We start from the raw sequence: 24,708 nt of genomic DNA on the forward strand, positions 1-24,708 counted from the left end.
GGGCCCTTTCGCACTTCGGGCCCCTTCGTACTTCGGGCTCATCGAGCCTCGGGCACAATCGAAAAAAAAGCGCCGAGGGAGCCGTCAGACGCACTTGGCATCGCCGACGAGGAGACGACGATCGGGCGCTTGCCGCTTCGATCCTCCACCATCGAATTGTTTATGAGGCGCCCCCGACTTGATCATCACGCTGCTGTTTGTAGGGCTCATCGTCGGCAGTTTTCTCAATGTCGTCATCCATCGCCTGCCTCGCATGATCGACGGAATCTGGGAGATGGAAACGGCCGACGGTCGCAAGATCCCGATGAAGGCCGATTTCAATCTCGCCCGCCCTCGTTCTTTTTGCCCCGTTTGCCGGCATCGCATCGAAGCATTCGAGAACATCCCCCTGTTCAGCTATCTATGGCTGCGAGGACGCTGTTCCGGCGGCGGCTGTCGCATCTCCCCTCGCTATCCCTTGGTCGAGCTCGGCGGGGCGTTGATCGCCGTGGCTGCGGGATGGCATTTCGGGTTCGGGATCGAGGCTTTGGGGGCTTGTCTATTGGGCTGGGCCTTGCTTGCGGGGAGCGCGATCGATATCGAAACCGGCCTCCTGCCCGATACCATCACCCTGCCCCTGCTGTGGCTGGGGCTCGTATTCAACATCGGCGATACCTTCACCCCGCTCGCCGATGCGGTGATCGGGGCCATGCTCGGCTATCTCTCCTTGCGGATCATCTACCACATCTTCGAAATGGTAACCGGCAAGGAGGGAATGGGCTTCGGGGATTTCAAGTTGCTGGCGGCGTTGGGGGCATGGCTCGGATGGCAATCCCTGGTCGGGATCGTCTTTCTCTCCTCCTTGATCGGTGGCGTCATCGCAGGAATCATCATCTTCAAAAGAGCCCCTTCGAGCCCACCGACCGAGGTCTCCTTGCCCTTCGGACCCTGCCTCGCCTTGGCCGGGCTGCATACGCTTTATATCGGCGATCCCTTCGATCTCCTGATCCGATCGCTTGGGCTTCACCTTTGACCTCCCGCTCTCGACCAAGCCACCCATCGCTCATCGAGATTCTCAAACCGTGAGCCCCCCACCGACCGGTGAATCCGAACCCTCGAGACGACCCATGATCGTCGCCCTGACCGGGGGGATCGCTTCCGGCAAAAGCGCCGTTGCTAAACGCTTCGAGGCCTTGGGAGTGCCGGTGATCGATGCCGACGATGTCGCAAGAGAAACGGTCGCACCGGGATCCCCCGCTCTGGCGGAGATCGTGCGGCGCTTCGGCGAGGATGCCCTCGACGGCGAAGGCAATCTGGATCGGGCGCGCATGCGAAAACGCATCTTCGATCACCCGAGCGATCGCCGGGCGCTCGAGTCCATCTTGCATCCCAAGATACGAAAGGCGATGCACGACTTCGCCGCTTCGAAAGCGGATTCGCCATACATCCTCTTCGCCATCCCCTTGCTGGTGGAAACCGGACAGGCCAAGGATATGGATCGGGTGATCGTCGTCGACGCCCCTCGCGCGCTGCGGGTGGAACGCGCCCGCTCGCGCGACGGCTCGAGCCTCGAGACCATCGAAGCCATCATCGATTCCCAAGCCGACCGGGAGAGCCTGCTGGCGGTGGCCGATATCGTGATCGAAAACTCCGGGGATATGAAAGACCTCGATACCTCGGTCGAGCAAGCGCATCGCAAGTGCCTTTGCTTGGCCCGAAAACAAGATCGGGTCTGAAAAACCTCGCCCCGGGATTCGCAATCCTTATCGCCCGAAACGAAACACTCGATCGCACCTGCTCGGCAATGCCCGAACGAGGCGGCGGTGTCGCTCATGAGCCGACCTTGCGCCACCCTCACCCGGGGATGGCAAGAAGACAATGTGGCGTTCGTCGGGATATCGAGCGGGCGCCATCCCCCTTACGACGACGAATAAACGATCATGGCGCATCGATATGCCATGATCGACAATCGATCTTCTCATCTCGGAGCTCGAGGATCATGGTGAGTTCCCCCACCTTGGACTGAAGTTCCTTGATCTGCAGGTCCCTGCCGTCGCACTCACCGTCTTTCAAAGCCCCTAAAACCGCATAGTCCGCCTTCTTCAGCCAGCGACTGACATCGGCCGCGGGTTACATCGAAGCTTCGAGCCACCAGCTCGATGGACTCACCCCGGTCAACTCGTTTGACGGCCTCTTGCTTGCGCTTGGCCGTCATGCGCTTTCTGCGAGTCGAACCCGTTTTCTCATTCGTCTGAATGGTCATGGAACACCTCCGTTGTCCCATAAAATCAGGGTTGGGATCAGGTCTTAAATAGTGTCCCAAATAACCCTAGGGCGGGGGAGGCGGCGGAGCCTTGGTCAACAACAGTGCTACGGGGGTGAGGTAGAAGTACGAAGTACGGGGGAGAGATATGAGGACGACAAGCCTTCGTCTCATCTCCCCTCATACGCGATATGAAGATCCCCCGCTTTTTCGGGTAGGTCCGAGGACCGGACTTGCCAAGGAAGGGCTCGCAGAGGATCAAAAAGCGTTCGAGCGCGCGCATTCCAAGCGCTATCGCTTTGGATGCTTTTTCAAAGGGCGAAGGATTCTTAGGTCAGAACGAGGGAGATTCATCGGCGACGGTGCGTTTGGCCGGGCCGGATTCGGATACCCCTTCCCCTCAAGGGTACGCCACACCTCAAAGCGAGAGCGAAGACTTCAGTTCTTCGAGCGCCGATCGATAGGGGATGTTTTTTTCCAACGAGGCGGGATCGCTTGGCTTGGAGCCTTGCATTCGGGCGATGCGCGTGCTTCGCCGGGGGTGGGGTTCGAGATCGAGCCTGTCCAATACCCTCGCCGCCCCCGCCGGATCGTTGCAAATCAACGCCATATCGCAGCCGGCTTCCAACGCCGCCTCGGTGCGCGCAACATGATCTCCGAATCCGGTGACCCCTCCCATATCGAGATCGTCGCTGAAAACGGGGCCCTCGAAGCCCAATTCGTTGCGCAGGATATCGCCGATCCAATAACGCGAAAAACCCGCCGGGGATTCATCCAATCGATCGAAGACGATATGAGCGGCCATCACCCCGGTGAGATCTCCCGATGCGATCAAACGCTCGAAAGGAAGGAGATCGCTCATGCGGATATCGCCCAAGGTGCGCCGATCGACCGGCAGATCTCGATGCGAATCCTCCGCCACCCCCCCATGCCCCGGGAAATGCTTGCCGACCCCGGCCATACCCGCCTCCCTCATCCCCGCAAGAAAGGCGCGGGCGAGGACGCTCACGACCTCGGGGTCTCGATGAAAGGCGCGATCGCCGATCACCTGGCTCTTGCCGTGATCGATATCGAGTACCGGGGAGAAACTGAAATCGACCCCCGCCGCCCGCAGTTCCGCTGCCATCACCCGTCCGCCGGCTTGCGCCACCCGCCGCCCCTGCCCCCGATCGATGTCGTATCGCATCCCGTAATGAGCGGCGGCGGGCAATGTGCTGAAACCCTCTTTAAAACGCTGCACCCGCCCGCCTTCATGATCCACCCCGATGGGAAGCGGGGGTTGGCGAAGGGCATGAATCGCATCGCAAAGCATCCGCAGTTGAGGGCGGGAGCTGTAGTTGCGGCTAAAAAGGATGACCCCGCCGACCCCGGGATGGCGCAGCATCTCGGATTCGTCCTCGGCGAGGCGCTCGCCGACAAGACCCACCATCAAAGGACCGTAGGGTTGATCGATGGCAGCCATCTTCGAAGATCGACCATTGCGTTCTAAAAAGGAATTCTAAAAAGGAGGCGATCCGAGGGCGCAAGGCAACTTCGCCGAGCCTTGCCTGATCTCCCGGCCCAACTGCGCGGCGAGGAAGCGAGCGAAATGCCGCTTCGTCTCATCGACACTCCACCCGACCCCGAGATCGACAAGACGCGTCACCCGAAGATCGGGATATCCGCAAGGATCGATGCGAGAAAAAGGCTCGAGATCGGCATCGACATTGATCGCCACCCCGTGGGAAGTGCAATTCCGGCTCACCCGCAGCCCCACCGCCGCGATCTTGCTCTCCTCGACATAGACCCCCGGAGCCCCTAAGCGCCGCCGGGCTCGGATCGAAACCGATTCGAGCATATCGATCACCGCTTGCTCGAGGGATTCGACGATCCGGCGCACCCCCGAACCGGCGCGACGGAGATCGCAAAGGAGATAGGCGACCAATTGACCCGGGCCGTGCCATGTCGTTTGCCCTCCCCGATCGGATTGAATCACGGGAATATCCCCGGGAGCCAAAAGATGCCTCGAAGAGGCGGCGCGGCCGAGAGTGAATACCGAGGGATGCTCGAGCAGCCATAGTTCATCCGCCGAATCGGCATCCCTTCCTTCGTTGAAAGCGCGCATCGCCTTCCAAGCAACGCCGTAGGGTATGCATCCGAGGGTTCGCACGATCAACGGCGAAGAGGCGGGGCTTTTCCCGGGTGATCCCGGTCTTTGTCTTGCCTTTTCGATCGGAGACATCGCTCGCTCCTCGATTCCGACCCTTGTCTTGGACCCTCGACGAAGACCTCGGGGTTCGACACCTATTGAATCAGAAGCAATATCTGGTCTTTGGCCACTTGCCATAGATTGCCCCGAGCGATATCTTGCAAGGCGATCAACGGGCGCTCGGCCACGATATTTTCTTGGTGGGAGATCCGTATCAAGCCTTGGATCTCGTCCGCTTTCACCGGGGCCGATATACGAACCAGATCCGTTTTCACGCCGATGCGACCATGCTCCCCGCGAGGCAAGGTGATATGGAGATCCTCCTTGATGCCGAGCGGCACCTTGTCGCTCTCTCCCTTCCAGATGCGGGCATCGACCAACTCCTGGCCTGCGCTGTAAAGCAGACGAGTTTCGTAGAATTCGAATCCGTAATCGAGCAATGCCTTGGCGAAACGCCGTCGATCCGCGTTCGATTTCGCGCCCAACACCGATACCACCAATCTCATCCCCTCGCGCTCGGCCGATGCCACGAGGCAAAAGAGAGCGGCATCCGTGTAGCCGGTTTTCAATCCATCGACGGAAGGGTCGAGACCCAACAAAGGATTTCGATTGGGCTGAACGATGCCGCCGTATTCGTATTCGCGAATCGCATGCCACGGGTAATAATCGGGAAAATCGCGAACCAGCGCGGAAGCGAGAAATGCCGTATCTCGGGCCGTGGAATATTGATCCGTTTCGGAAAGACCCGAGGCGTTGGTGAAATGACTCCTCGTCATCCCCAAACGAGCGGCATGGCGATTCATCAGGACCGCAAACGACTTCTCGTCTCCGGATATGAATTCGGCAAGCGCCACCGCTGCATCGTTGCCCGACTGAATGATCAGCCCTTTGAGCAAAGCCTCGACGGAAACCAAGGTATCGGCTTCCAAGAACATGCGCGAACCCGTCATCCGACGGGCATTCCAACTCACCGGGACTTGGGTTTCGAGATTGAATTTCCCCCTTGCCATCTCGGCAAAAACCACATAGCTCGTCAGCATCTTGGTCAGGCTCGCCGGGGCATGCTTCTCGTCGGCATGGCTTTGAACCAACATCTGACCGGAATTGGCATCCATCAAATACCACGCGCGAGCATCGACTTGGGGGGGAGCCGGAACGGCGGCATCGGCGTTCGAAAGGGGATGGAGGGATAAGAGTCCCCCGGCGATCACCGACGTTGCAATAAACAGGATCGAGCGCATCGACCGAGCGACGAATGCTTTGCATCGATCGAAGATAAAAAACGGGATTCGGATAGGCATGAGCCGATATATCCTTCGCTATGCTTTTATTGGGGATTTCAAAATTCCCGGCACCGAGTCGGTGTAGATCCGGTGCCCGCCGAAGCATCGACGATACTTTATCGATATTTTCGCCGATATCTTCGTTATTCGGAAACGATCAGGGGTGCGCCCAAGCCGAGCGAATCGAGACTGTCGGCAACCTCCATCGCCGTTCCTTTCGAAGGCAAAGGCCCCACCCGCACTCGGTAATAAATCTGTCCCCGATGGCGAAAATCCTTTATCTGCACCGACTCCACCGACATCTCGATCAGACGGTCTCGTAGACGAGTGGCATTCGACTGCCTACGAAAAGATGCGAGCTGGAGAAAGACATTTCTTACAGCCTCTTTCGGCGATGAGTCGATTTTCTCTGCCGCTTCCGCCATCTCAGGCTTCTCGGTCGATGCCTTCGATATTCCCTGCTTCGAAGATCGGCGAGGCGAAGGTGGATTGGATGCGATTGCGGATGCGGATGCGGATGCCGCAGGTGCTGCCGTTGCAGATGTGGATGCCGCAAGTGTGGATGCTGCGGGTGTGGATGCTGCGGGTGCGGGTGTTGCAGATGCCGATGCCGCAGATGTAGATGCTGCGGGTACGGATGTTGCAGATGCCGATGCCGCAGATGTAGATGCCGCAGGTGCGGTCGTTGCCGATGCCGATGCCGCAGATGCGGGTGCTGCGGATGCGGGTGCTGCGGATGCGGATATTGCCGCCGATGCCGACGTTGCAGATGCGATTGTTACCGGTGCGGTCGGCGGCGGCAGGGTCTCCTTTCGGATCACCGCCGACGACGAGGGGGAAGGGGCGGTTTTCGTGGAGACACTCGGCGAAGACACGGAGGCGGGAGCGGGCTTCGGGGTGGCTTTGGCGGGGGAGATGACGGATTTCAAAGCGGCTTTCGAAGCGGAAATGATGGCGGATAGCGCAGCGCCCACCCCGGTGGCGGGCTTGGATGCCTTGGGCTTGGATGCCGTAGCCGTCGACGCCACCATCGACTCATCCATCGACTCCTTCTTCTTCGATGCCAAAATCGTCGCCGGCTCATCCGGGGATCGACTCGGCGGGGGGTCGTCTTCGGGGGTTTGAACCCGGATCTCGACCAACCCCGTGCCCTTTTTCGCAATGCCGAGCTTGACCGCCGCGGCGTAGGAAAGATCGATGATCCGATCCGGATAGAAGGGCCCGCGGTCGTTGACCCTGACCACGATCTTCTTGCCGGTCTCGATATCCTGCACCGAGACATAAGAGGGCAGGGGCAGCGTTTTATGCGCCGCGGTCATCTTCCACGCATCGTAGATCTCCCCGCTGGAGGTGCGTCGGCCATGAAACTTGCTGCCGTACCAAGAGGCGATTCCGCTTTCGACGAAGCCCGTGGCATCCTCGAGCGGGTAATAGCGCCGATTGTCGATTTCATAAGAGACCGGATTGCCATAAGGGCTTTTCGGCTCGGCCCGCACCACGGCATCGGGAATATCCTCGACATCGATGCCCGGATTCGAAGGGACACCGTCGACCGCAGTTGGGGTCTGAGAAATCGGAGAAGTCGAATGAGTCGGGGGAGCCGGGGCTGTCGGCAGTTTGGGGGCCGAGGTGCAACCGCCGAGCAGGCAAAGCACCAAAAGCGCCGCCAAGATGCGCACCCGTGGATAGCCACGATCGCGAAGATCGAGCACGCTTGGACCGATTCGTCGACTAACCGGATGCGATACGTTCACGAATCATCTCCGATAGCTGAAAGATCGCGAGGGCATAGAGCCGGCTGTGGTTATAGCGGGTGATGGTGTAGAAGTTATCGAAGCCGAGCCAGTATTCAAGGCCGCCTCGCACTTCGAACTCGAGCAAGGCCGCAAGGGCCTTTGGGTTTTCGTACCGCAAGGCACCGTCTTGCCCCGCCAACGAAACCCCCTGCTCTTCGATCGACGCCACCGTCATGCTCGGCTTGATTCCTTTGGCGATGATCGCTTGAAAAGCGTCCCCTTCCACCCTCGCTTCGATGGCGATCGGCGCTTTCGCACTCCAACCGTGCTCGGCGAGGTAGTTGGCAACGCTGCCGATCGCATCCGCCCATGAGTTCACGAGATCGCGATGGCCGTCCTCGTCGAAATCGACCGCATAGTGGCGATAACTGCTGGGGATGAATTGCGGGATACCGATCGCCCCGGCGTAGGAGCCCTTGATCTCGAGAAGATCGATCCTCTCCTCGCAGGCAAGGAGAAAAAGGGATTCGAGTTCGGAGCGAAAGAAATCGGAGCGCCGAGGATTTCGGTAACGAAAGCCCAAAGTGGCCAGCGAATCGAGCACCCGATGGCTGCCTCGATTCGCACCGTAAGCGCTCTCGATGCCGATGATCGCGGTGATGATTTCCGCCGGCACCCCGAAGCGTGCATCGGCCTGCGCCAATAACCGGGCGTGCTTGCGAGCGAATTTCACTCCCTTTTCGACCCGGGATCCGGTCACGAGCAGCCGACGATAACGATGCCACGGCATGCTCTCGGCGGGCTGCTGGATGCTCTTCAACACCGAATCGCTCACCCGAGCCGCCGATAGAATGCGGCGAGTTCGCTCCTCGTCGACGCAGCGCTCGCTCGATAGGCGCATCACGAAGGGCTCGATCTCGGTGCGAATATCCAAGGCTTGGGCGCGCGCATCGATGGCCGCGAAAACCAAGCAAACCATCGCGATCAAGGCCGCAGGCTTTGCCTGAATGCCACCTGACAATCGACGATTCGATCCGAGCACCTTAGATTTCCTTTCGTTCGATCGACATCGATGCAATCTCGACATCGATCAGGCCGATAGCAGGCGTCGATGGGTATGGATCGACATCATGATCCCGAAACCGGCCATCAAGGTCACCATCGACGTGCCGCCGTAGCTGATCAAGGGCAGCGGGATTCCGACCACGGGCAGGATACCCGACACCATACCGATATTGACGAAGACATAACAAAAGAATGTCAGGGTCAACGCCCCGGCCAATATGCGACCGAATGTCTCTTGTGCATGATAGGCGATGAACAGACCGCGCCCTATCACCGAAAAGTAAATCACCAACAAGAGCAGCACCCCGAGCAGACCGAACTCCTCGCTGATCACGGCGAAGATGAAATCGGTGGAGCGTTCGGGCAAAAAATCGAGCCGCGATTGGGTGCCGTTCAGCCAACCCTTACCGTATAGACCACCGGAACCGATGGCGATCGTCGATTGGATGATGTGATAACCGGCCCCGAGCGGATCGTCTTGCGGATTGAGCAAGGTCAGAATTCGCTGACGCTGATAGTCGTGCATCATACTCCAAAGCAAAGGCATCGCCGCCAGCGCGATCGCCCCGAGCAGCGCGATCAAAACCCGGCTCATCCCCGCAAAAAAGAGCACGAAAGCCCCCGCCACCGCCACCAGCATCGAGGTGCCGAGATCGGGCTGAGCCATGATCATCGCAACCGGTACGGCAATCAGCAATCCGGCGATGGCCACCCTCGTGGCCCGCACCGGCACCGAACCTGCGCAAACGAAATAAGTAACCATCAACGGCACCGCGAGCTTGGCGAGCTCCGAGGGTTGAATGCCCACCGGCCCCACCCTCAGCCAACGCCTCGCTCCTTGGGCCACATCCCCGATGAACAGTACCCCGACCAACAGCAGCAAGCACCCGACATAGATCACGGGGATCAGATAGTGCAAGCGCTCGGGACGGATATGAGCCAGCACCAGCATCGCCATCAAACCGACGATGAAGCGGATGAACTGACGCAGGACCAAGGCCTCGTCCTGACCGCTCGAGCTATAAAGCACCCCGAGGCCGAAAAACACCAATAAAACCACGCCCGACAGCAGCGGCATATCCAAACGCAGCTCGCGCGGGAAAGGCAGCCGGGAGAACAAGGAGCCCCCGCGGCCGGTGATGGTGATGGAACGCCACATCATGGAGTCGGGATCCGCACGCCCCCCGAGATGAGGCGATCATCGTCGACGAGGACGGACGAGGCGGAAGATGATTCGATCCGATTAGGATCGCGGATCGTCGATACCCTCGCCAAGGGCATGGCTTCCTCGGTTACCTGAGGTGATGGCTTCGGTGGGGGCCTTGAAAGCCATTCCCGGATCACCCCGGCGGCGACGGGAGCCGCCACCGCGCCCCCGCTCCCTCCGTTCTCGATCACCACCGCCACCGAGATCTTCGGATCATCCGCCGGGGCGAAGGCGACGAAAAGGGCGTGATCGTGGAGTCTTTTATCGATGGATCCCTCGTCGTATTCCTCATCCTGGCCGATCGAATAGACCTGTGCCGTGCCGGTCTTGCTCGCCACCTTCCACGGAAATCCGACCCCGGCCTCGTAAGCGGTTCCCCGGCGATCGTGCATCACCCCGACCATCGCCTCGATGATCTCATCCCAATCATCTTCTTTGTAAGCGCGCATCGGCGACAGCCGCTGGGCCTGCATGAATTCGGCATGGCCGCTTTTTTGCGCGGAGATGATTCGATGGATCAGCTGAGGACGCAAACGCTCTCCCCGGTTGGCGACGGTGGCGGTGGCCGATGCCAGCTGCAAAGGCGTGGCCAGCATGAAGCCCTGGCCGATACCGGTGATCAAGGTCTCCCCGGGATACCATCCCTGGCCGTGGGTGCGCCGCTTCCACTCGCGAGAAGGCACCAATCCGCTTCCTTCGCTCCCCAAGCGAATGCCGGTCGGCTCGCCGAAACCGAATTCCGTCAAATATTCGTGCATGCTGTCGATGCCCAAGGAATGGGCGAGCACATAGAAATAGACATCGCAGGATTGCTCGATCGCCTCCTCGACCCCGACGATCCCATGCCCGCCCGCCCGCCAATCGCGATATCGGCGAGTGGTGCCGGGCAGGGTGAGCCATCCCCGACACCATGCCTTGGATCGGGCGTGTTCGAGTCCTCGGTCGAGGCCCGCAAGCCCCAAAAAAGGCTTGACCGTCGAGCCGGGGGGGTATTGCCCGCTGATCGCGCGGTGAAAAAGCGGACGATCCGGGGATTGCGAAAGCGCAAGGTAGGCATCGGCATCGACGGTGCCGCTGCTAAAAAGATTGAGATCGAAACGCGGGGCGCTCGCCATCGCCAGCACGAATCCGGTGGCGGGTTCGATGGCGACCACCGCCCCCTTATGCCCTTCGAGCATCTCCTCGGCCGCTTTTTGCAAGCGGATATCGATGCTCAAAAAGAGATTTTGCCCCGGTACCGGATCCCGCCTTTCCAAGACCTGCAATTTGCGCCCGCGCACATCGGTCTCGACATGCTCGTAGCCCACCCGCCCGCGCAGCAGATCCTCGTACGACCTCTCGATCCCGATCTTGCCGATACGCGATTGACCGCGATAGGCGTTGACGTCGATCCGCCTGAGATCGCGATCGTCGATGCGACCGACATAGCCGATCACATGCGCCCCCACCGAACCGAAGGGATAGTGCCGTGCCAGCCACGCACGCACGTTGACCCCCGGGAAAAGATGACGATTGACCTCGAAACGCGCCCGTTCTCGATCTTCGAGCCTAAGGCGCAAAGGCACGCTCTCGGAGCGCCTGGCGCTTTTCATCGCCAGACGAAATGCGTGCAGATCCTCGTCGCTGATATCGACGATGCGGCGCAAGGAGGCGATCATCGCATCCATGTCATCGACCACCTCGGGGATGACCTCGAGGCTGAACACCGGCAGATTCTGCGCAAGGATCTCGCCTTGGCGATCGAAGATGATGCCGCGAGTCGGGGAGACCGGCTCGATCCGCACCCGGTTATCCTCGGAGAGCATCGCGAAATGGCGATATTTGAAAACCTGCAGATGAGCCAGGCGAAGCCCCAAGACCAAGGCGAGCGCGGCAACGATCACCAACGCCACGATCAGCCTCGACGAGACCGTCTTCGATTCACGCTGGGCATCTTGAACGACATAACGATTGCCGATCATCGTGCGCCCCTTGCCATCCGAAGGCTCATGGGTCTTGCAAAGCGATCGAGAGAACGCAAAAACCGGCTGCCGGTGACGAGGCACAAGCGAGCGGGATGCAACGATCCATCGGGCCTTGAACGTTTAGGCAAATTTCCTTTGCCTCGGCGCGCTCGGAATGTTTCGCTCGAAGGCCTGGTCAAGAACCCTCCGAATCCAAGTAGCGGCGCCGGATCATGCGCAGGGTATGGAAAACGAGCGGCCACATCACCGCGCTGGTCAACGGGGAAAGCCAGTATGCGGAAACATCGAAGGGAATATCGCGGATACCGTTGGACCATAGGATCGGTATTTGGTAGACGAATACGATCCAGAAGATCGTGAATCCCTGCTGCCAAGAGGGCAAGACCCTCACCCGGCGATGCAAGGGATGGACGATGGCCGCCGCCAGCCCCGCTCCGAGAGCGTGCTGACCGAAAAGCGATCCGGTCATCGCATCGAGAAAGAGACCTGCCGTCCATCCGACCAGAATTCCCACCCGCGCAGGCAGCGCCATACACCAATAAATCAGCACCAAAGCGACCCATGCCGGCCGCCACATCTCCAATACCGTGGGCAGCGGAAGCGCGGTCAGCAACAATGCGACGACGAATGTGAGGGCGATAATCCACCAATCGCGATACCTCGTCCGGGTCACCTCCCACCTCTTCGCTCACCGACGGGCGAAAGGCCTTTCGTCCCTCGCTCCTCCTGCGCGATCGGCTCCCGCCACACCAACAGCACTTCCCGGTTGCGACCGAGCAATGCGCTGGGGCGAACGCGGATATCGGCGAAAGTCTGACCCGGATCGCGAACGACGCTCTCCACCACCCCCACCGGATAGCCCGAGGGAAATCGCCCGCCGAGCCCCGAGGTGACCAATCGATCCCCCTTCTTGACATCGGCGCTCTTGGGGATGTGGGAGAGAAGCAGGAGATCGAGGGCGCCGCCGCCGACGGCCACCGCCTGCAATCCGTTGCGCTGTACCTGTACCGGCAGGGCATGGCCGGGATCGGTGATCAACAAGGCGGTGGAGGAAAAAAGCCCGGTCCCCATCACCTGCCCCATCACCCCTTGAGAGTCGATCAAGGATTGCCCCACCACCACGCCGTCCGCGCTGCCCTTGTTGATGACCAAACGACTGATGAAGGGATCCATCCCCACCGTGATCAACTCCGCCACCAATACCTTTTCCGCGAATTCGACCGGGCTTGCGAGCAACTCACGCAAGCGACGATTTTCCGCTTCCAGTTCGGCGAGTTTGCTCAACCTGGCGCTGGATCGCAGATTTTGCTCGCGCAGGAATTCGTTCTCCTCCAAGAGCATGCTTCGAGTGGAGATCTGCTCGACCGTCCAGCGACTTGCGCGCAGCGGCATGTCGACGACGATCTGCAATGGATAAAGGAGCGTTTCCAGCAGGCTACGTGCGGAATCCAAACGATGCGTTCGGTGGTCCACGCTCATCAGCGCGATCGAGATCACGACGACGAGGACGATCCGCAGGGGCAGGAAGGGTCGGCGCGCGAAGAAAAGAGAAGTATCGGATTTGATGACCGCTCTCCCGCTCGAAAACAGCGAAATTTCGCAATTCCATCGCGCGGATTTTGCGAGCGACGGATCGCGAAATCCGAGATCTATTGCTCCGATTCGAAGATATCGATACCCTTTTCGTCCACCATGTCCAGAGCTCGCCCTCCGCCTCGGGCCACGCAGGTCAAGGGATCGTCGGCCACGATCACCGGCACCCCCGTTTCCTGCGAGAGCAGGCGATCGATATCGCGCAACAAGGCGCCGCCGCCGGTCAGCACGATGCCGTGCTCGGCCACATCCGCCCCGAGCTCGGGGGGCGTTTTTTCCAAGGCGGCGCGAACCGCGCTGACGATCCCCGAAAGAGGCTCTTGCAGAGCATCCAAAATCTCGTTGCTGTGGAGCATGAATTTGCGCGGGACTCCCTCGGCCAAGTTATGACCGTGGACTTCTATCGCTTTCGTCTCGTCCCCTTCGTTGCGAAAGGCGCTGCCGATTTGATGCTTGATGCGCTCGGCCGTCGCCTCGCCGATGATCGTGCCGTACATCCGGCGCACATGGCTGATGATGGATTCGTCGAAACGGTCCCCGCCGATGCGCACCGATTCCGAATAGACCACGCCGTTGAGGGAGATCACCGCGACCTCGGTGGTCCCGCCACCGATATCGAGCACCATCGATCCGCTGGCATCGCTGACCGGCATCCCCGCTCCGATGGCGGCGGCCATCGGCTCCTCGACGATATAGACATCGCGCGCGCCGGCCCCGGCCGCCGATTCGCGAATCGCGCGCCTTTCGACCTGGGTCGATCCGCACGGAACGCAAACCAAGACCCTCGGGCTCGGGCGCATGAAGCGGTTTTCGTGGACCTTGTGGATGAAAAACTGCAACATCTTCTCGGTGACGGTGAAGTCGGCGATGACTCCATCCTTCAACGGGCGGATGACTTTGATATTGCCCGGGGTGCGGCCTAACATCCCCTTGGCTTCTTTGCCGACGGCGGCGATTCGATCGCTGCCGGAGGGACCTTGGCGTACCGCCACCACCGAGGGCTCGTTCAGGACAATCCCCTTGTCCCGAGCGAAGATGAGCGTGTTGGCGGTCCCCAGATCGATGGAGAGGTCGTTGGAAAACAGGCCCCGCAGGCGCTTTAACATGACGATGATGGGCTCCGAAGGCCGGTTCGCTGAGAATTCGTTTCGATATTCGGGTGGGATTCAAAAAAACCGATCGACATACGACGCACCGAGCATTAGCAAAAGGCTCGATGACTCGAAATCTGCCAAAGAGACTCGTTTTTACCGCCTCGTTCTCGACTCGTCGTTATCACAACGGGCTTCGAACCACCACGCAATGCGGGATTTTATACTGTATCGGTCGAATATCCGAAGATTCTATACACTCTTCTCGCTCTTTTCACGCCTTTTCGCTTTTGCGCGATCGTCGCCCCCCCCCGAGGCCTTCGGATGCCTTCGGTGGAAATTTCCATCCCCCCATTTCCATCCATCTCGGTCACCGGCTATCGCTTGGCCAAAAGGGTTCGCATGCTCGGCTATCGGTAAAATACCCATCCAAAGATCTGATAGCCGCCCGATCCGAAGGAGCCTTGACCGATGCCGATTTCCGAAAGCGATGTATTGGATGTGGCCCGACTGGCCCGAGTGCATGTCGATGCGCAGGAGTTATCGAAGATCGCCGATGATCTTTCCAATATCCTGGATCTCGTGGAAAGCATGAATGCCGTCGATACCGAGTCGGTGGTGCCGATGGCTCACCCCCTTGACATGTCCCAACCGCTGCGAGAAGACGAAATCACCGAGGACGAACGACGAGATGAATGGCAAACGCTGGCTCCGTCGACCCAAGACGGCCTTTATCTCGTTCCCAAGGTCATCGAATGACCGCCCGATGACCACCAAGCGGCCATCGAAGGACGAGCGAACGAGCGCCTTGAAGAAGCGCGAAATGAAACGAGCGATCGATGCTCGGTGGACGCCGGCCCCTCAAGACCTCTTTTGGATATCGAGATGAACATGCACACGCTCTCCGTCCGAGAACTCGGCGATGCTCTAAGGAGAAAGGAATTCTCCAGCGTCGAACTGACGCGTCATTTTCTTGCGCGCATCGAGCAATACGATTCCGAAATCAACGCCTTCATCACCCCCACCGCCGACATCGCCTTGGCCGAGGCCGAACGCGCGGATATCCGCATCCGAGAGGGCGACGACTCCCCCCTGCTCGGCATCCCCATCGCCCACAAGGATATTTTTTGCACCCAAGGGGTTCGCACTTCCTGCGCCTCGAAGATGCTCGATCGCTTCGTCGCCCCTTACGACGCCACGGTGGTGGAGCGTCTGCGAGCGGCGGGAGCGGTGATGCTGGGCAAGACGAATATGGACGAATTCGCCATGGGCTCGTCCAATCAGACCAGCCACTACGGAGCCGTGAGCAATCCGTGGGATCCGACTTGCGTCCCGGGAGGTTCATCCGGAGGCTCGGCGGCGGCGGTGGCGGCCGGACTTTGTCCCTTGGCCACCGGCACCGAGACCGGGGGATCGATCCGCCAACCGGCATCGCTTTGCGGGCTGACCGGCCTCAAACCGACCTACGGCCGCGTCTCGAGATTCGGCATGATCGCCTTCGCCTCCAGCCTCGATCAAGCAGGTCTGATGGCTCGCAGCGCCGAGGATATCGCTTTGTCTTTCGCGGCCATGAGCGGTCACGACCCCAAGGATTCGACTTCCGCCTCGGAGCCGGTGGAGGATTATCCCGCCGCCCTGCAAGGGGATCTGAAAGGGCTTCGCATCGGGGTGGTGCGCGATCAATTCGGTGCCGAATTGGACGAGCGGATCGGGAGCCGAGTGCAGGAGGCGATTTCGCTGCTCGAAAGTCTCGGCGCCGAGCTATGCGATATCGCCTTGCCCGACTGCGCCCTCTCGATCCCCGTCTACTATGTCATCGCCCCCGCCGAGGCATCGTCGAACCTCTCTCGCTTCGACGGCATCCGCTTCGGCCATCGGGCGCAAGATCCCGAGGATATCGAAGATCTCTATATGCGCTCCCGCTCCGAGGGTTTCGGCGCCGAAGTCAAACGGCGGATCATGATCGGCACTTATGTCCTTTCCGCCGGCTACTACGATGCCTACTATCTGAAGGCCCAGCAACTGCGCCGACGCATCGCCGATGATTTCGCCCGCGCCTTCGAAAAGGTCGATATCCTTGCGGGACCGACTTCGCCGATGACCGCCTTTCCCATCGGCGAAAAGATGGACGATCCGGTGGCGATGTACCTGTGCGACATCTATACCAGCGGCATCAACCTTGCCGGGATCCCCGCCCTTTCGGTTCCCGCCGGTTTCGTCGACGGGCTGCCGATCGGGCTGCATCTGATGGGCAACCATTTTTCGGAAGGCCGTCTGCTCAAGGTGGCCCACCACTATCAACGCTCGAGCGATTGGCATCGACGATCGCCGCCCGCCTTCGCTTAGAAGACCCCAAGACGCGATTGCGAAATCCAAAAAGAGATGGAAACGATGAACAATGGATGGGAGGCGGTGATCGGACTTGAGATCCACGCCCAACTGGCCACCCGCAGCAAGATTTTCTCCGGCGCCCCGACCGCCTTCGGCGCCGAGCCCAATCGCCAAGCGTGCTTGATCGATCTCGGCTTTCCCGGGGTGTTGCCGATCTTGAACGCAAAGGCGCTGCGCATGGCGGTGATGTTCGGTCTGGCCATCGGGGCCCGGATCGCCCCTCGCTCGATCTTCGCCCGCAAGAACTATTTCTACCCCGACCTGCCGAAGGGCTATCAGATCAGCCAATACGAGCTGCCGGTGGTCGAAGGGGGAGCGATCGATATCGAGATCGAGGACGGCTCGACCCGTTCGATCGGAATCACCCGCGCCCATTTGGAAGAAGATGCGGGAAAATCCCTGCACGATGCCTTTCCCGGACGCACCGGAATCGACCTCAATCGGGCGGGGGTCCCGCTGCTGGAGATCGTCTCCGAACCCGATATGCGCTCTCCCGCCGAGGCCGTCGCCTTCATGCGCAGCGTCCATGCCCTCGTGCGCCACCTCGGAATCTGCGACGGCAATATGCAAGAGGGCTCCTTTCGCTGCGACGCCAATATCTCGGTGCGAAGGGTCGGCGACGAACGGTTGGGGACCCGCACCGAACTCAAGAACATCAACTCCTTCCGCTTCGTCGAGCGGGCGGCGACGGGAGAGATCGAGCGCCAGATCGATCTCTTGGAGGGCGGAGGGGTCGTCATCCAGCAAACCCGGCTCTACGATGCCCGAAGCGATACCACCCGAGCGATGCGCAGCAAGGAGGAAGCCAACGACTATCGCTATTTCCCGGATCCGGATCTGCTCCCGGTCCGGATCACCCCGAGCGATATCGACAGGATTCGAGCCGCCCTTCCCGAACTGCCGGCGGCGAGAAAAAAGCGCCTCGTCGATACCTACGATCTCGACGAAAAAGACGCCGGGAGACTGACAACCGATCCGTCCGTCGCCGACTATTACGAAGCCATTTTGAAGGCCGGTCGATTCCAGACCGGCCCAGCCAAGCTGACCGCCAACTGGATCTTGGGAGAGCTGACCGCGGCATTGCATCGGGAGGATCGGGATATCCTCGATTGCCCGATCCCCGCCTCGTCTTTCGCAACCCTCATCGCCCGCATCGATGACGGCACCCTCTCAGGGAAAATGGCGAAAACGGTCTTCGATGCGATGTGGGCGGGCGAGGGCGAGCCCGATGACATCATCGAGGCCCGGGGCCTTGCGCAGATTTCCGATTCGAATGCCTTGGAGGCCTTGGCCGATAAAGTCATCGAAGACTATCCGGAGCAGGTATCGCAATACCTCTCGGGCAAGGAAAAAGTCTTCGGTTTCCTCGTCGGGCAGGTCATGAAGGCCAGCCGCGGACAGGCCGACCCGAAGCGTATCAACGAGATATTGCGCCGCAAGCTGAGCGACGCCAGCGAATGAGAAGCCCTGCGATCGACATCGCCTGCGATTTCGCCTTCAACAACCCCCCGGGTCTCGATGCGATGGCTAAGCGCGGGAATCCGGGCCATGCGTAGAGCCGTTTTCGTCCTGATCGTCATCGGTTTTTCGATATTCGCCGGGACCTACTTCCTGCTGAACCTCTCGAAACCGGACAATGCGGGCAAGGAGCCGCCCGCGGTATCGCCGCCGGCGCCGATCGATAGAACCCTTTCGCCGACCCCCATCCCGGCCCCGGCATCCCCGCCTCCTCGCACCGAGGGATCCGAGCGGACCGATGAGGGCTCACCGGATCCCGGCCTCGAAGAGGATGCCGACTCCGCTCTCGCCGCCGATCGTCCGAGGGAAGGATCGAATATCCCCCGCAAGGTATCGAAGGCCGACGAGGCGGTGAAGGAAGCGCCCGTGGCATCGGCATCCCCCCTTCCTCTCATCGAAAGGTCCGAGCGGATCGATGAGGATTCGCTGGATCCGAGCCTCGAAGAAGATGCCGACACCGCCCTCGCCGATCAGCCCGAGGAAGGAGCGAATATCCCCGGCAAGGTGTCGAAGGCGGAGGCGATCCGCCATATCGACGATTTGATCGACCCCTTCGAAAAGCCCATCCCCGTCGATGAAGCCGAGCATTTCGTGACCATCGATCGTCTTATATCTTTGATACCGAAAGAAAATATCGAACGGCTGTCTTTGAGCGATATGGACGCCGACGAGGATATGACCCCCGACACCCCTTTGACCATCGTCCACGATATCGAACAAAGCGAGCGCATCTCTTCCAACGATCTGCTTTTGGAACACGAAGGCGACCTCGAGGCGCAAGTGGAAGTGATCGAGGACGACCGAGTCGAATCGATCTCGGTGGCCGAAGCCTTGGAGCGCATGGAAACAGACGAGGAGGATGCCATCTCCTTGATCCGCCAAGAACGCCATTTCGAAGTGACCACGCTCGAAAAGTTACAAAGCGACGTCGATGATGCGGATGAAAAAATGAGCGTGGTACGAAAACCCTATCGCTTGGAAAGCGCCGAACTATCCCAACTGATCGGAAGGCAAAGGGACGAGGATGACGATGCCGTCTTTTATATACACACCGTTCGGGATCGGGATATCGACGGCATCTGGGGGATCATCCACTACGGGCTGATCGATAACTTCGCTGCGGGCATGAATATCGGATACGGGGATATCACCGAACGTTATCGAATCGACATCCCCCTTCATTCCGATGAACTTTTAGACGATCGATCCAGCTCTTTTCTCGGCAAACTCATCCACGAGAAGGTTCGTCAATCCATCGTCTATAACTTCGAAGAGCATCGGATCGGCAAGAATCCCGATCGCATCCATCCCGGCCAGGAACTCATCATCGTCGAATTCCAACCGGACGAACTGATCGAACTCTACCGATATTTCGCAGGCAGCGCCGACTCGGGCAGCATCAACTCGGGCAGCATCGATTGATATCGGCAACGATACCCTCGGGCGAACATCAGGCCTCTTCGATCTCGATCAGCGTGCCGCAAAAATCCTTCGGATGCAAAAAAAGAACCGGCTTGCCGTGGGCGCCGATCTTCGCTTGTCCGTCGCCGAGAACCTTAGCCCCTTGCGCTTCGAGTCGCTTGCGGGCGGCTTCGATATCCTCGACCTCGTAGCAGATATGATGCACCCCCCCGGCGGGATTGCGAGCGAGAAAGGCGGCGATGGGGGAATCGTCGCCGAGCGCCTCCAAGAGTTCGATCCTCGTATTGGGCAAATCGACGAAAACCGTTCTCACCCCGTGCTCGATGAGATCCACCGCCTGCGAGACTTCGGCTCCCAAGGTCTGTCGATAAAGTGCGCTCGCCGCTTCCAAATCCGGCACGGCAATGGCCACATGATTGAGTCTGCCGATCATCGTTCATCCCCCTCATTCGTCATCGTCGACTCGAAATAACGCTCGATCACCCGCTTGGCGGCGGCCGCAGCCGAGATTCGATCCGATGCGATCGCTCGCTCCGATGATTCGACGATATCACCGAGCCCCGGCCGAGTCTCCACCCGCTCGCGCAACTGCTCCGTGATTTCGCTCCACAGCCAGGCTCGCGCCTGCTCGAAGCGTCGCTTATCAAGCGCCCCGCTCGCCTCGTACCACCTTCGATAGCGCAAGATGCAATCCACCGCATCGTCGATGCCGTGACCGGTCAAGGCGGAGCAGCGGTGCACTTCGACCGGCCAACCCTCGCTCTTGCCGATGAACAGCGAAAGGGCCTTTCGATAATCGGCGGCGGTGCGGGCGGCGTCGGCCGCAAGATTCCCGTCGTCTTTGTTGACGAAGATCATATCGGCAAGTTCGACGATGCCGCGCTTGATCCCTTGCAGCTCGTCCCCGGCCCCGGGCGACAATAAAAGCACGAAAAGATCGCTCATCGACGCCACCGCCACTTCGCTTTGCCCCACCCCCACCGTTTCCACGATCACGATATCGAAACCGGCGGCCTCCACCACGCGGATCACCTCCGGGGTGCGGCGAGCGACCCCGCCGAAACCGGTATTGGCCGGGGTCGGGCGGATAAAGGCATCCGCATGCAGGGAAAGCCGCTCCATCCGGGTCTTATCGCCCAAGATCGAGCCACCGCCGACGACGGATGAGGGGTCGATGGCGAGCACCGCAATCCGATGCCCCTTTTTGATCAGCGCCGGCCCCAAGGATTCGATGAAGGTCGATTTACCCGCCCCGGGCGGTCCGGAAAGACCGATGCGAAGCGATCGAGCGGGAGCGCCCAAGCGCTCCATCAGATCATCGGCTTGGGCCCGGTGATCGATGCGGGATGATTCGACGAGAGTGATCGCCCTCGCCAAGGCTCGCCGATCGCCTCGTTCGATCCTCTTTGCCAGATCGGCATGATCCAATCTCATGCATCGAACTCGATGATCGGCTGATCCGCCGCCAGACTGTCGCCCACCTGCGCGCACAGCCTCTTGACCCTCCCTTCGCTCTCGGCTCTAAGGACATTTTCCATCTTCATCGCCTCGACCACCGCCAACTCCTGCCCTTCTTTGACTTCGTCTCCCTCCTTGACCGCAAGGCCGATCAACAACCCCGGCATCGGGGAAAGCAAAAAGCGCGAGGAATCCACGGACGGCGCCTCGATCATCAACGCCCGCAGCCGCGCTTGACGAGGGCTCAGCACCTCGACCTCGACCTCGGACCCGCCTTGGCTCAGGCGAAACCCGATTCCGTGCCGCTCGACTTGAACCGTCACCGGCTCGTCATCGATCAACGCCCGAAAAAGTATCTGGCCATAACGCCAATCGCTGCGGATCGAAAAACTCTTTCCATCGAGTTCGACGATATCCTGCCCGTCATCACCTAACCGCACGCGGCAGGAGTGGGCATCTTGGCCCAAGCGCACGATCCACTCGCTTTCATCGGGAGGTGCGAAATCCGGCATCTGCCCGCCAAGGCGCAAGGCTTGGCGACGATATCGTCGCTGCACGATGGCCGCCACCGCGACCAGGATCGCCGGATCTTCGGGCGCATCCCCGACAAAGCCTTGTGGATATTCCTGCTCGATGAAATGGGTGGTGATCTCCCCCGAGGCAAAACGCGGATGCGCGAAAACCGAGGCGAGAAAGGGAAGATTCGTATCCACGCCGCGAATATGGTATTCATCCAAAGCCGCCCGCATCTTGCCGATGGCCTCAGCGCGGGTTTTCCCGCCTGCAATCAGTTTGGCGATCAAGGAGTCGTAGTACATCGAAATCTCGCCGCCTTCGCACACCCCGGCATCCACCCGCACGGTATCGTCGCTTCGAGGGGGCGAGTAGCGAACGAGTCGGCCGATGGAGGGCACGAATCCGCGGCGGGGATTTTCCGCACAGACCCTGGACTCCATCGCCCAACCTCGAACTTTTATATCCTCCTGCGCAAAGCCCAGCGGCTCCCCGGCGGCAATCCGGATCATCGATTCCACGAGATCGATGCCGTTCACCATCTCGGTGATCGGATGCTCGACCTGCAAGCGCGTATTCATCTCCAGAAAATAGAAATTGCGTTTGTCGTCGACGACGAATTCGACGGTACCGGCGGATTCATAGCCCGTGGCTCTGGCCAACGCCACCGCCTGCTCTCCCATCTGCCTGCGAACGACATCATCGAGAAAGGGCGAGGGGGCCTCTTCGATGATCTTCTGATGGCGACGCTGGATCGAACATTCGCGCTCGCCCAAATAAACGCAGTTGCCATGCCGATCCGCAAGCAGCTGAATCTCGATATGGCGCGGCTCTTCGATGAACTTTTCGATGAAGATCCGCTCGTCCCCGAAGCTCGTTCGGGCCTCGGAAGCGGCGCGAGCGAAACCGTCTCGACATTCGTCATCGTTGCCCGCAATGCGCATCCCCTTGCCCCCGCCCCCGGCGCTGGCTTTGAGCATCACCGGATAGCCGATATCGCGGGCGATCCGCACCGCATCCTCGGCATCTTCGACCACACCGTCGTGCCCCGGGATGGTCCTGACCCCGGCCTTCGCCGCAATGCGCTTGGAGGTGATTTTGTCGCCCATGGCTTCGATGGCCTTGGGCGGCGGCCCGATGAAGACGATACCCGCAGCCGTCAGCGTCTCGCAAAAAACGCGATTTTCCGAAAGAAAGCCGTAGCCGGGATGCACCGCCTCGGCTCCGGTGGCGCGGCAGGCCTCGTAGATGGCATCCACTTTGAGATAACTGCGAGCGGGCTCGGCTTCCCCGATACACACGGCCTCGTCGGCCTGCTCGACATGCAGCGCCCTTCGATCCGCTTCCGAATGGACGGCCACCGTGGCGATACCGAGCCGCTTGGCGGTGCGAATGACGCGACAGGCGATCTCGCCGCGATTGGCGATCAGAATCTTGCTAAAGGGTTTGCTCACCGAAGAGGTCCTCGGGGATCTTTTTCAAAGCGGAATGTTGCCGTGCTTTTTCCACGGATTTTCCAAGGACTTCTCGCGCAGCATCGACAACGCCCGGCATAGACGGGCGCGGGTATCTCTCGGCATGATGATATCGTCGATGAATCCCCGGCGAGCCGCCGCCAAGGGATTGGAAAAGGCATGCGCATAAGCCTCGGTATGCTCTTCGATCTTCGCCGGATCGGCGGCATCCTTTTTGTGGAGGATCTCCACCGCCCCCTTGGCCCCCATCACCGCTATCTCCGCGCTCGGCCAAGCGAGGTTGATGTCGCCTCGCAAGTGCTTGGAGCTCATCACGTCATAAGCCCCGCCGTAGGCTTTTCGAGTGATCAAGGTGATCTTCGGCACCGTGGCCTCGGCGAAGGCATAGAGCAACTTCGCGCCGTGGCGAATGATGCCGCCGTATTCCTGCACGGTACCGGGCATGAATCCCGGAACATCGACGAAGGTGATGATCGGGATATTGAAACTGTCGCAAAAGCGCACGAAACGCGCGGCCTTGATCGACGAATCGATATCGAGGCAGCCGGCGAGCACCAACGGTTGATTGGCGACGATGCCGACCGGATTCCCCCGTATGCGGGCCAGGCCGATCAACAGATTCTTCGCATAGTCCGGTTTGAGTTCGAAAAACTCCGAATCGTCGGCGATTTTGACGATCAACTCCCGCATGTCGTAGGGCTTGTTCGGATGGTCCGGCACCAAGGAATCGAGCGATGGTTCGATGCGAGAGGGGGGATCGTCCGTGGCCCGAAAAGGCGCCTTCTTACGGTTATTCGCCGGAAGAAAACTCATGAAGCGCCGGAGCATCAACAACGCTTCCACATCGTTTTCGAAGGATCGATCGCAAACTCCGGAGCGAACCGAATGCGTTTGCGCTCCGCCCAAGTCCTCGTGCGTCACCTCTTCTCGGGTTACCGTCTTGACCACCTCGGGACCCGTGACATACATATAGGCGCTGCCCTTGACCATGAAAATGAAATCGGTCATCGCCGGGGAATAGACCGCTCCTCCGGCACAAGGGCCCATGATCATCGATATCTGGGGCACCACCCCCGATGCCGATACATTGCGCTGGAAAACCTCGGCGTAGCCCGCAAGCGATGCCACCCCCTCTTGGATCCGCGCGCCGCCGGAGTCGTTCAAACCGATCACCGGCGCTCCGACCTTGATCGCATGATCCATGACCTTGCAGATTTTCCAAGCGTGCGATTCGGATAGCGATCCGCCGAAAACCGTGAAATCCTGACTGAACACGAAAACCGAACGACCGTTGATCGTTCCATGACCGGTAACGACTCCATCCCCGGGCACCCGCCGCTCCTCCATGCCGAAATCGGCACAGCGGTGCTCGACGAACATATCCCACTCTTCGAAGGATCCCTCGTCCAAGAGCAGTTCGATACGCTCTCGGGCGCTCAAAATGCCCCGCAAATGACGGGACTCCAAACGCGCCTTGCCCCCTCCCGAGCGGGCGGCCTCGCGCTTTTCCTCCAACACTTGGATGATCTCGCGCATCGAAACAATTCCTTGACTTGAAATCG

The 24,708-nt window shown here is 59.9% G+C and carries 23 protein-coding genes and 1 pseudogene; 8 read left to right on the forward strand and 16 right to left on the reverse strand.

The window, feature by feature from the left end; all coding sequences use genetic code 11:
* Positions 1 to 178 precede the first annotated feature (178 nt).
* Entirely contained in the window at positions 179 to 1,012 is an 834-nt protein-coding gene (locus BF99_RS0111275) for a prepilin peptidase (RefSeq protein WP_025770933.1), read from the forward strand.
* Positions 1,013 to 1,061: 49 nt separating this feature from the next.
* On the forward strand, positions 1,062 to 1,715 hold the full coding sequence (gene coaE, locus BF99_RS0111280) for a dephospho-CoA kinase (protein WP_197019114.1): 654 nt from the start codon (positions 1,062 to 1,064) through the stop codon (positions 1,713 to 1,715).
* Positions 1,716 to 2,038: 323 nt separating this feature from the next.
* On the opposite strand, the gene BF99_RS22970 is transcribed toward coaE, so the two are convergent.
* The 5 genes from BF99_RS22970 to BF99_RS23775 all read right to left on the reverse strand — a co-directional run bounded on the left by BF99_RS22970 (position 2,039) and on the right by BF99_RS23775 (position 6,138).
* The gene (locus BF99_RS22970; RefSeq protein ID WP_156013283.1) at positions 2,039 to 2,242 is read right to left on the reverse strand and encodes a hypothetical protein; all 204 of its coding nucleotides are present in this window, start codon (positions 2,240 to 2,242) and stop codon (positions 2,039 to 2,041) included.
* A gap of 418 nt (positions 2,243 to 2,660) precedes the next feature.
* Positions 2,661 to 3,704 carry a beta-N-acetylhexosaminidase gene (gene nagZ / locus BF99_RS0111295; RefSeq protein ID WP_025770935.1) on the reverse strand — a complete coding sequence of 348 codons (1,044 nt, stop codon included), beginning with the start codon at positions 3,702 to 3,704 and terminating at the stop codon, positions 2,661 to 2,663.
* Between the two features lie 36 nt (positions 3,705 to 3,740).
* Positions 3,741 to 4,463: a lipoyl(octanoyl) transferase LipB gene (lipB, locus tag BF99_RS20805; RefSeq protein WP_025770936.1), complete on the reverse strand. Its 723-nt coding sequence runs from the start codon at positions 4,461 to 4,463 to the stop codon at positions 3,741 to 3,743.
* A gap of 62 nt (positions 4,464 to 4,525) precedes the next feature.
* Positions 4,526 to 5,731, reverse strand: a complete 1,206-nt coding sequence (locus BF99_RS0111305; protein WP_051482886.1) for a D-alanyl-D-alanine carboxypeptidase family protein — start codon at positions 5,729 to 5,731, stop codon at positions 4,526 to 4,528.
* Positions 5,732 to 5,856: 125 nt separating this feature from the next.
* Positions 5,857 to 6,138, reverse strand: coding sequence for an SPOR domain-containing protein (locus BF99_RS23775; RefSeq protein WP_231471381.1), 282 nt, complete (start codon positions 6,136 to 6,138; stop codon positions 5,857 to 5,859).
* A 17-nt stretch (positions 6,139 to 6,155) separates the two neighbouring features.
* On the opposite strand from BF99_RS23775, the gene BF99_RS23780 reads away from it, so the two are divergent.
* Both BF99_RS23780 and BF99_RS23785 read left to right on the forward strand, forming a co-directional pair.
* Entirely contained in the window at positions 6,156 to 6,335 is a 180-nt protein-coding gene (locus BF99_RS23780; RefSeq protein WP_231471385.1) for a hypothetical protein, read from the forward strand.
* A complete protein-coding gene (locus tag BF99_RS23785) occupies positions 6,287 to 6,838 on the forward strand; it encodes a hypothetical protein (RefSeq protein ID WP_231471387.1) in 552 nt (183 codons plus the stop codon). The genes BF99_RS23780 and BF99_RS23785 overlap by 49 nt, the downstream gene beginning before the upstream one ends.
* On the opposite strand, the pseudogene BF99_RS23790 reads toward BF99_RS23785, so the two are convergent.
* The 7 genes and pseudogenes from BF99_RS23790 to BF99_RS0111350 all read right to left on the reverse strand — a co-directional run.
* Positions 6,790 to 7,467: pseudogene (locus tag BF99_RS23790) on the reverse strand (septal ring lytic transglycosylase RlpA family protein); the annotation flags it as partial. The gene BF99_RS23785 and the pseudogene BF99_RS23790 overlap by 49 nt on opposite strands.
* The gene (gene mltB, locus BF99_RS0111320; protein WP_197019115.1) at positions 7,445 to 8,491 is read right to left on the reverse strand and encodes a lytic murein transglycosylase B; all 1,047 of its coding nucleotides are present in this window, start codon (positions 8,489 to 8,491) and stop codon (positions 7,445 to 7,447) included. The pseudogene BF99_RS23790 and the gene mltB, both read right to left, overlap by 23 nt.
* Before the next feature lie 48 nt (positions 8,492 to 8,539).
* Positions 8,540 to 9,673, reverse strand: coding sequence for a rod shape-determining protein RodA (gene rodA / locus BF99_RS0111325; protein ID WP_081759239.1), 1,134 nt, complete (start codon positions 9,671 to 9,673; stop codon positions 8,540 to 8,542).
* Positions 9,673 to 11,682: a penicillin-binding protein 2 gene (mrdA, locus tag BF99_RS0111330; protein WP_081759234.1), complete on the reverse strand. Its 2,010-nt coding sequence runs from the start codon at positions 11,680 to 11,682 to the stop codon at positions 9,673 to 9,675. Before mrdA ends, rodA begins: the two co-directional genes overlap by 1 nt.
* Positions 11,683 to 11,860: 178 nt before the next feature.
* Positions 11,861 to 12,358: a rod shape-determining protein MreD gene (gene mreD / locus BF99_RS0111340; RefSeq protein WP_025770942.1), complete on the reverse strand. Its 498-nt coding sequence runs from the start codon at positions 12,356 to 12,358 to the stop codon at positions 11,861 to 11,863.
* A complete protein-coding gene (gene mreC / locus BF99_RS0111345; protein WP_156013284.1) occupies positions 12,355 to 13,413 on the reverse strand; it encodes a rod shape-determining protein MreC in 1,059 nt (352 codons plus the stop codon). Before mreC ends, mreD begins: the two co-directional genes overlap by 4 nt.
* Entirely contained in the window at positions 13,335 to 14,384 is a 1,050-nt protein-coding gene (locus BF99_RS0111350; RefSeq protein WP_025770944.1) for a rod shape-determining protein, read from the reverse strand. The genes mreC and BF99_RS0111350 overlap by 79 nt, the downstream gene beginning before the upstream one ends.
* Positions 14,385 to 14,840: 456 nt before the next feature.
* Between BF99_RS0111350 and gatC the strand changes: the two genes are divergently transcribed.
* The 4 genes from gatC to BF99_RS0111385 all read left to right on the forward strand — a co-directional run bounded on the left by gatC (position 14,841) and on the right by BF99_RS0111385 (position 19,700).
* Complete coding sequence (gatC, locus tag BF99_RS0111360; protein WP_025770945.1) at positions 14,841 to 15,128, forward strand: Asp-tRNA(Asn)/Glu-tRNA(Gln) amidotransferase subunit GatC; 288 nt, start codon at positions 14,841 to 14,843, stop codon at positions 15,126 to 15,128.
* A 132-nt stretch (positions 15,129 to 15,260) separates the two neighbouring features.
* On the forward strand, positions 15,261 to 16,715 hold the full coding sequence (gene gatA, locus BF99_RS0111370; protein ID WP_025770946.1) for an Asp-tRNA(Asn)/Glu-tRNA(Gln) amidotransferase subunit GatA: 1,455 nt from the start codon (positions 15,261 to 15,263) through the stop codon (positions 16,713 to 16,715).
* A gap of 36 nt (positions 16,716 to 16,751) precedes the next feature.
* Positions 16,752 to 18,221 carry an Asp-tRNA(Asn)/Glu-tRNA(Gln) amidotransferase subunit GatB gene (gene gatB / locus BF99_RS0111375; protein WP_306699770.1) on the forward strand — a complete coding sequence of 490 codons (1,470 nt, stop codon included), beginning with the start codon at positions 16,752 to 16,754 and terminating at the stop codon, positions 18,219 to 18,221.
* A gap of 87 nt (positions 18,222 to 18,308) precedes the next feature.
* Entirely contained in the window at positions 18,309 to 19,700 is a 1,392-nt protein-coding gene (locus BF99_RS0111385) for a hypothetical protein (RefSeq protein ID WP_025770948.1), read from the forward strand.
* Positions 19,701 to 19,728: 28 nt separating this feature from the next.
* Here the strand turns inward: BF99_RS0111385 and mce are convergent, their stop codons facing one another.
* The 4 genes from mce to BF99_RS0111405 are packed head-to-tail and all read right to left on the reverse strand — an operon-like array spanning position 19,729 to position 24,682.
* A complete protein-coding gene (gene mce / locus BF99_RS0111390) occupies positions 19,729 to 20,133 on the reverse strand; it encodes a methylmalonyl-CoA epimerase (RefSeq protein ID WP_025770949.1) in 405 nt (134 codons plus the stop codon).
* Positions 20,130 to 21,134, reverse strand: coding sequence for a methylmalonyl Co-A mutase-associated GTPase MeaB (meaB, locus tag BF99_RS0111395; protein WP_025770950.1), 1,005 nt, complete (start codon positions 21,132 to 21,134; stop codon positions 20,130 to 20,132). The genes mce and meaB overlap by 4 nt, the downstream gene beginning before the upstream one ends.
* Complete coding sequence (locus BF99_RS0111400; RefSeq protein WP_025770951.1) at positions 21,131 to 23,125, reverse strand: acetyl-CoA carboxylase biotin carboxylase subunit; 1,995 nt, start codon at positions 23,123 to 23,125, stop codon at positions 21,131 to 21,133. The genes meaB and BF99_RS0111400 overlap by 4 nt, the downstream gene beginning before the upstream one ends.
* A gap of 24 nt (positions 23,126 to 23,149) precedes the next feature.
* Positions 23,150 to 24,682, reverse strand: coding sequence for an acyl-CoA carboxylase subunit beta (locus BF99_RS0111405; protein WP_025770952.1), 1,533 nt, complete (start codon positions 24,680 to 24,682; stop codon positions 23,150 to 23,152).
* Positions 24,683 to 24,708: the final 26 nt, after the last annotated feature.

This window comes from Thioalkalivibrio sp. HK1 (genome assembly GCA_000583135.1).
Lineage (GTDB): Bacteria > Pseudomonadota > Gammaproteobacteria > HK1 > HK1 > HK1.